Annotated in this window: 7 protein-coding genes; 3 read left to right on the top strand and 4 right to left on the bottom strand. The window is 65.3% G+C overall.

Annotated elements, in window-relative coordinates; all coding sequences use genetic code 11:
* The 3 genes from VGH68_RS12575 to VGH68_RS12565 form a co-directional block, all read left to right on the top strand.
* Positions 1-474: hypothetical protein (locus VGH68_RS12575; RefSeq protein ID WP_331603948.1), on the top strand; the 474-nt coding region annotated here is incomplete at its 5' end.
* Between the two features lie 327 nt (positions 475-801).
* Positions 802-1,464: a hypothetical protein gene (locus VGH68_RS12570; protein WP_331603947.1), complete on the top strand. Its 663-nt coding sequence runs from the start codon at positions 802-804 to the stop codon at positions 1,462-1,464.
* A gap of 56 nt (positions 1,465-1,520) precedes the next feature.
* Positions 1,521-3,401, top strand: coding sequence for a DUF3857 domain-containing protein (locus tag VGH68_RS12565; protein ID WP_331603946.1), 1,881 nt, complete (start codon positions 1,521-1,523; stop codon positions 3,399-3,401).
* 89 nt (positions 3,402-3,490) lie between these two features.
* Here the strand turns inward: VGH68_RS12565 and VGH68_RS12560 are convergent, their stop codons facing one another.
* From VGH68_RS12560 to glgA, 4 genes are all read right to left on the bottom strand, one after another.
* Positions 3,491-4,642, bottom strand: coding sequence for a branched-chain amino acid ABC transporter substrate-binding protein (locus VGH68_RS12560; protein ID WP_331603945.1), 1,152 nt, complete (start codon positions 4,640-4,642; stop codon positions 3,491-3,493).
* Between the two features lie 429 nt (positions 4,643-5,071).
* Entirely contained in the window at positions 5,072-5,533 is a 462-nt protein-coding gene (locus tag VGH68_RS12555; protein WP_331603944.1) for a hypothetical protein, read from the bottom strand.
* A gap of 292 nt (positions 5,534-5,825) precedes the next feature.
* Positions 5,826-6,692: a pyridoxal kinase PdxY gene (pdxY, locus tag VGH68_RS12550; protein WP_331603943.1), complete on the bottom strand. Its 867-nt coding sequence runs from the start codon at positions 6,690-6,692 to the stop codon at positions 5,826-5,828.
* A gap of 264 nt (positions 6,693-6,956) precedes the next feature.
* Positions 6,957-8,084: glycogen synthase GlgA (gene glgA / locus VGH68_RS12545; RefSeq protein ID WP_331603942.1), on the bottom strand; the 1,128-nt coding region annotated here is incomplete at its 5' end.

The following is an 8,084-nucleotide window of genomic DNA, read 5'->3' as shown; positions in this document are numbered from 1 at the left end:
CGCGTGTATCCGCACGAGCGCGAGATCGTGATCGTGGCCGCGATCGTGCTGGCCGGCGCACAGTTCGTCACGCACCACGTCGTTCGACACATCAATCGGCACTTCACCTGGCCTCGCGTCGCGCGGATGCGCTTAGCGGATCGCGAACGTGTAACAGCATGTGTCCGTCATTGCATGCCGCCGGGTTCGCGTGGAATGTATGGGACGGCGAATGCGGGTGCGATCCGGGCATCGCGGGCGGGCGAAAAAAAAGCCCCGCGTCAGCGGGGCTTTACGAGGCGTGCCGCGCCGCGACGGCCCGGCATCACGCCATCAATGGCAGCGCTTTTCCCAGTGATGATGAACGCGCACCTTGTGGCATTCACGATGATGCTCATAAGCTTGAGCGGGAGCGATCGCGCTCAGGGTTACGACGGCTGCGGAAATGGCGAGAACGATTTTCTTCATTACAGAACCCTTAAGTCAATGTTATAGAGCAAGCGATGCAGCACGGTGCGTGCCGCATCGGCGCGTAAGCATGCCACATTGCGCGGTCGAAAACAGTCACAACGTGCGCATCCGTGCGTCGATGCAACAGGAAAAACGCTGCAAAAAAAGTGTCAACAGCCCGGATGGAATGGGGGCGGATTCCCGCGGCCTTTCGCATATTGCGTTGACGTCTTTTGACATCGACGCAACAGCCGCGCGCGAATCGCGCAGGCGGGATTGCATGCGACGCGCCGAAGCGGCTACGCTTTCAAAACGATGACGTGCGCGACGCTGTCATCGGTTCATCGGGCCACAGGAAGGAACCACCCTGCGATGGAAGACTCCGAGGAATTGCTGCTGCAAGTGTGGCGAGCGAATCTGGTACTGCTGACCGGCGAGGTCGGTGCCGCGAACCGGCTCGCGCGCATGATGACTTTTTCCGCGAGCTATCTGAAGCTGATGCTCGCGGGCCAGCGCGAATTCAGCGAGGAATTCGTGCGCGGCGTGGAAGCGGTCACCGGCTTGCCGGCTGGCTGGATGGATGTGCCGCATGGCGGGCACGAAATTCCACCGAATGCGCGCGACGCGATCGACAACGAGCAGCCGCTCGCGCGCTTTCGCGGCACCGCGCATCCGGTACGCAAGAGAACGGTGTTGCGGCCCGAGCCGATTTTCGGTCAGCCAGCCTCTCCGCGGCGCATCGAGGATGACACGCTCGACGTCGAAGCGAACCGGCGTCACGCGCATTTTCGCAAGGTGCGCGAGCTCGCGACGCAAGAAGTCCGGCGTTTCGAGCGTCATCTGCTTCACGCGCCGGTGGAACTGTCGACGATGCGCGCAAAAGTCGAGGACGTGATCGCCGCGGCCGAACTCGACGAGCGCACCGTCGCGGACCTGGCCGGCCGGCTCGAACAGATCGACAAGCATCGGCACCTGCTGCTCAGGCATGTGGAAAAGTTGCAGACGTTGTTGAGCCAGCTTGACAGCGGAGATTGACGTTGATGACGCATGCTCGCGCGAGCGCCGGAGGCGATGCGCGGATCGCGCCGCGAATGCGCGTTCTCGCACTGCTTGCCGTGTGTCTCGTCGCGTTCCCCAGGTTCGCCGCCGCCGACGAAATGTCGACGGTCAGCGACGAGCCCGCGCCGTCGACGATCGAGCGCGACGTCCATCTGTTCGTGATCCAGAAAGACGGCTCCATCGAGGAGCACGACGACACCGTGCTGCGCGCCGATACCGCAAGCGGTGTCGACGATATCGCGCAGCGCTACGTGTGGTTCAACAAGGACATCGAACAGGTGCAATTGCTGGCTGCCGACACGATCGACCCGGACGGCACCGCGCACGCGGTCGGCCCGGAAGCGATTCGCGACGTGCAGGAGCCGCGCTCGGCCGGCGCGCCCAGTTTCGAGGATGGCGTGTTGCGCACGGTGATCTTTCCTGGCGTCGAGCGCGGTTCGCGTGTGCATCTGGCATTTCGAAAGACCCGTGCGAAGCCGTTGCAGGCCGGCACCTTCGCGTATCTGGTCGAACCGTCGCGCGAGCCGGTCGAGTTGCAGCGGTTGATCTTCGAGCTGCCCGCCGACGTGCCGCTTTACGCCGATGCGCGCGGCTACGTCGCGTTGCCGCCGGTCACCGCGAACGGCCGCACCCGCTATGAGTTCGACTACCGGCACGGCCCGTATGCGCGGCTCGAAGCGGGCGCGGTCGGTTACGCGAACTGGGGCGACCGGCTGATGGTGTCGACGGTACCGGACTTCGCGAGCTTCGCCGCGCGCTATCGCGAACCCGCGAGCCGCGACGCGACGCGCGACGATCCCGCGATCGTGGCTCTCGCGCAGAGCCTGACGGCGGGGCTCACCGATCCGCGCGCGAAAGCCCGCGCGCTGTACGACTGGCTGCGTATGAACATCCGCTACGTCGCGCTGTTTCTGGGCGAGACGGCGGCGATTCCGCACAAGGCCGCCGATATCCTGCGCAACCGCTACGGCGACTGCAAGGATCACGTCGCGCTGTACGGCGCGCTGCTCGCCGCGGTGGGTATCCGCAGCGAGCCGGTGCTGCTCGATCTCGGGCCGTACTACAGCTTGCCGGGGGTGCCGGGCTACGGCGCGAGCGCGATCAATCACGCGATCATCTGGATTCCCGAGCTGTCGCAGTTCGCGGATACGACCGCGGGCGGCACCGAATTCGGCTATCTGCCGGCGGGCGTGATGGACCGGCCGGTGCTGCTCGTCGATCAGGGCGTGCTTGCGCGCACACCGGCCACGCAAGCGCGCGAGCGCAGCGCGCGCGTGCAGGTCGATATCGACGGGAACGGCGCCGCGCATTACGCGTATCGCGTCGAGGATGCGGGCTATACGGCCGAGCTCGAACGCAACATGTTCCGGCGCGCGACGCGGCAGCGCGCACAACAGATCGCGGCGAGCCGTCTGTTGCAGACCGGCCTGCATGGCAGCGCGCAATTACAGACCGACGAGGTCGGGCTAACGGGCGGGCCGTTCGCCACGTCGATGCAGGGCAGCGTGCCGCATCTGCTGTGGCGCGACGGCACCACCGCGGTGCCGGCGTTGACGAGCCTGTCGGGCGGAATGGCGTCGCAGCTCGACACGTGGCTTGCCGAGCCGGTGAGAACGCAGCCGTGGGCGTGCATCGGCGGCGAGTTCGACGAGACGCTGGAAATGACGTTGCCGCGTTTCGCGCGGGTCACGGATCTGCCCGCCGACAGCACCGTCGAGGACCCGATGCTCGCGTTTTCCTCGCATTACGTGTTCGATCCGGCGACGCGGACCTTGCAGGTGAGCCGTCACCTGCGGGCCGCCTTCGGGCATCAGATGTGTTCCGCCGACGAGTTCGCGGCGATCCGCGACGACCTCGTGCGCATCGAGCGCGATCTCGACGCGCAGGTGATCGTGAAGCCAGCGGTGACATAGCGGCGCGCTGAAACGGCGCCGCGGCGGCGGCCCTGCATCGGCTCATCACGGTGCAGCGCGCGCTCGCCCCAGCGGATACCGCTTGCCGATCAGGTGCCGCTCTTCGTGACGACCGGCACCCACGCGCCGTTCTTCACCTGATACAGCGTCGATGCACCGCTCTTCAACGCGCCGGTGCTGTCGAACGAAATCTTGCCCGTCACGCCGTCGTAGTCGATCGCTTTGAGCACCGGACGGTACACGTTCGGCGAGTCGGACTTCGCCTTCTGCATCGCCCTGATCGCGACCCACGCACCGTCGTAGCCGAACGGCGCATACGACAGGATATCGACGCCGAACTCCTTCTTGAACCTCGCCGAGAAGTCCTTGCCGCCCGGCAACTGCGCGAGCGGGCGGCCATATTCCCAGGCCATCGCGCCGTCGGCCGCGTCGCCGGCGAGCTTGATGAAGTCCTCGTCCATCACGCCGCCGCCGCCGACCAGTTGCGCGCTCAGACCGAGCTGCTTCATGCGCCGCGCGAAGCCCGCCGCCTGGCTGTCGAGTCCGCCGAAGAATACGAGATCCGCATTGGCGCCCTTGAACTTGGTGATCTGCGTGCTGAAGTCGACCGCGTGGTTGTCGGTGTAATCGCGCGCGACGATCGTGCCGCCGTGCGCCTTCACCGCCTTCTCGAATTCGTCGGCCTCGCCCTGACCGAACGCGGTGCGGTCGTCGATGATCGCGATGCGCTTGGCCTTGGTCACGTCGACCGCGTACGCGCCCGCGTTGCCGGCGTTCTGCGCGTCGGTCGAAATCACCATGAACGCGTTGGCGAAGCCGCGCCCGGTGATGATCGGATTGGTCGCGGCCGGATCGAGCATCGGAATGCCGGCCTGTTCGTAGACCTGCGAGGCCGGAATCGTCGTGCCGGAGTTGAAGTGGCCGACGACCACCGCGACGCCCGAGTCGACCAGTTTCTGCGCGGCCTGCACGCCGACGCGCGGGTCGGCCTGATCGTCTTGCGAGACCAGTTCGAAATGGGCGATCTTGTCGCCGATCTTGATCTTCTTCTGATTGGCTTCGTCGATGGCGAGCCGCACGCCGTTTTCCAGGTCTTTGCCGTAACCGGCGTTGGCGCCTGTCAGCGGCGCGGCAAAACCGATCTTGACCGGCAGGTCGTCGGCGAAAGCGGCGAGCGGAGCGATGGCAAACATCGCGCCAACGAGCATGGCGACGGGTTTGAGCGTGTTCTGAATACTCATGGTCTCTCCTGGCATCGACGGTGTGATGAAATCGGCAACACAGCAAGAAGCAATGCAAACAGATAAGCCCGTACAGCAACGCAATACAACGCAGGAAGCCGAAGCAACAGCCGCGTATCGACAGACTACGAACCATCGGTCGTTGGTCACAATGCTGGAATACGCGCAGTGGCGTTGTGCTTTGCAACGTGTCCGCGGTCGATCGATCTGCGGCGAATATAGGAAGCCAATTTGCGGTCGTCTTGGCAGTTCGCGGCGTTTTGGGTGCGCATTACGGCACAGCTCGCGAGGCGCCCGTCGGGCGCACAGGGAATGTACGTACGGCGTAGGTGCTGGCTTGCCGTATCGGGCTCCGCGTGGGGTGCGGATACGGCATATGCTTAAGAAACCGGCGCGAGCGCGCCGGCCGGGACAGTGCGGCGCTGCTGCTTACCGCTCGCCTTGCTGGCGCAGCAGTTCTTCACGCAGACGCAGCAACGGCGCCTGGGTGTCTTCGTCGGCCCATGTGTCGAGATCGTCGATGGCGCGTTGGCAACCATCGAGCACGACGTCGAGATCGACCGGCACGCCGTTGTTCACAGCGAATTCAATCGTTTCCGCGAACTGCTGGCAGTCGTCCTCGCCGTACGAGATGTCGAGATTCTCCGCGATGATTTCGGCGATGTTGCTGCGCGCTTTGTCGTCCGGCGTCACCATGTCGACGATGCCGCGCGCGACGGCCGGCGAGTAGTAGAGCGCGATGTCGAGCCACTGCGCGGGATCGAAGTCGGGCTGCTCGAACTGGTTCTCGAAGAACTCGATCGCTTCCTGTTCGTGCGTTTCGTCCGCGTCGACGCTGATGCACAACTGCTCAAAATATTCTTCCCGCTCGCTGCGGATATGACCGTCCATCGATGCCTCGTCTGCTGAATGCCGGGTGCCTGAAAAGTGCGTGGGACGACGGCGGCTGAGTCGCGTCCACGCGGCTCGCATTATAGGACGCGTATCGGAGCGGTGCCGGCGAACGCCGAGCGGGCGCCGCAATCAGCGCGACCGGGCGGGTCTCCGGTTGCGATGCCGGGGATGCCGCTGGCCGCAAACAGCGGCGGCATCGGGTACCGGCATGCGGTGGCGCCCACGGCAAACATCCGCGGCATGTCAGCGGTAGTGTGGCGGCATGTGAGTGCCACCCAGGCGAGCGCGTTCACGCGGTGTCCGCGACCCACGCGTCGAACCACTCGCGCGGCTGCGCGATTTCGTTCTGCATCGCGACTAGTTCGAGTTCGTAGCGGCCGGCTTGCCAGGTCGCCTTCACCACCGCGTTCACCGCGGCGAGCGTGTGTTCGAATGCCGCGCGGACCGAATCGCCGAGCAGCGTGCGCGCGACGAACACCGCGCTCGTCAGATCGCCGACCCCGACCGGCTGCCGCGCGAACGGATAGAGCGGGCGCTGTCCCATCCATGCTTCGCGCGCGGTGACGACGAGCATGTTGAAGCGGTCGGCGGGACTGTTGCGATCGAGCAGATGCTTGACGAGTACGAGCTTCGGCCCGCGCGCGAGCACTTCACGGCACGCCGCGACCGCTTCTTCGAGCGTTTCGATCTCGCGGCCGACGAGGCGCTGCAACTCGGTATGATTCGGCGCGATCGCGTCGGCCACTTGCGGCATCTCGCGCACCAGAAATTCCTGGATGCCCGGCTCGACATTCGAGCCGCCGGAGTTGCCCATCACCGGATCGCAGAAGTACCACGCGCGTGGATTGACGGCCTTCACGGTCTTGACGATTTCGACCACCGCGCGCGCCTGTTCTGGCGTACCGAGATAACCCGAGAGCACTGCGTCGCAGCGCGGCAGCATGCCGATCGCGCCGATGCCCTCGACGAGTTCTTCCATTTGCGCCGCGTCGATCGCGCTGCCGCTCCAGTGTCCGTACTGCATGTGATTCGAGAACTGCACGGTGTTGAGCGGCCAGACGTTGACGCCGAGCCGGCGCATTGGAAACACGACCGCGCCGTTGCCGGCGTGACCGAACACGACATGGGGCTGAATGCTCAGAACGTTTTTGGCCATGGTAAGACTCGCGCAACCGGTCTGGCGCGATCAACGAAATACGGAAAGGGGCGCTGCGTGGGCGGGCTAATGATCGAGCGCCGCGTGGCAGAGATGTCTGATCCGGCTATCGCAGGAAAAATGCCTGCCCTGCACCGTCCGGTTAATCGACAAACAATACAGGAGTTCGGGCCGGTGCGAGTCGATCGCACGGATCGCTGTTGCGTCGAACCGTCACACGCCTTTCAATCTTTACGAAAGCGGGCGATTCGCACGGCCTGGGCGTCAGACGAGTTCCCGGTAAAGCGCGAGATAGCGTTCGGCGGAGGCGCCCCAGCCGAAGTCCTGGCGCATCGCGCGCCGTTGCGCGGCCTTCCATTCGGTGCGCCGGCCATAGAGCGCGAACGCGCGCCGGATCGCCGCCGCGAGCCCGCTCGGCTCGAAGCGTTCGAACACGAAGCCGGTGGCGAGATCGTCGGCGAGATTTTCCAGCGACGCGTCGACGACCGTATCGGCGAGACCGCCGACGCAATGCACGAGCGGCAGCGTCCCATAGGCGAGCGCGTAGAGCTGCGTGAGTCCGCACGGCTCGAAACGCGACGGCACCGCGACCACGTCGCTGCCCGCGATGATCGTATGCGCGAGCGTTTCGTCGAAGCCGAGTTCGACCGCGACCGATTGCGGATGCGCCTGCGCGACCATCCGGAGGCCGGTCTCGAGCGCCGGGTCGCCGGTGCCGAACACGACCAGCTGCCCGCCGCGCCTCACGATCTCGGGCACCGCACCGAGCAGCAGATCGAGGCCTTTCTGCTCGGTCAGACGGCTCACGACGCCGAACAGCAGCGCGTCGCTTTTCTGCGCGAGCCCGAAGCGTTTTTGCAGCGCTTCCTTGCATGCGAGCTTGCCGGCGAGGCGCGACGCGCTGTAGTGCGTCGCGAGCAGCGCATCGCTGGCGGGATTCCACACCGTGTAGTCGACCCCGTTGAGTATCCCGCTCAGATCGTGCGCGCGATGGCGCAGCAGCCCGTCGAGCCCGCCGCCGTGCGCGAGCGTCTGGATCTCGCGCGCATAAGTCGGACTGACGGTGGTGATACGGTCGCTGTAGTAGAGCCCCGCCTTCAGGAACGACAGCTGGCCATAGAACTCGACGCCGTGCACGCTGAAGAAGTCGGCCGGCAAACCCAGCTGGCCGAACTGATGCGCGGGAAAAACGCCTTGGTACGCGAGGTTATGAATCGTGAACACGCTGTGCGCGGGCGCGCGGCCCTGTTCTCGTTCGGCCGCTTTCAGATAGGCGGGCGCGAGCCCCGCATGCCAGTCGTGCGCATTGACGATCTGCGCCGACCACGCCGGGTCCAGGTGCTGCGCGAGTTGCGCGGCGACCCAGCCGAGCAGCGCGAAACGCTGCGCGTT

The organism is Paraburkholderia sp., from assembly GCF_036488505.1.
Taxonomy (GTDB): Bacteria; Pseudomonadota; Gammaproteobacteria; order Burkholderiales; family Burkholderiaceae; genus Paraburkholderia.
Note: the sequence above shows the minus strand (reverse complement) of the source record. Positions and strands in the feature narration are given on the sequence as shown.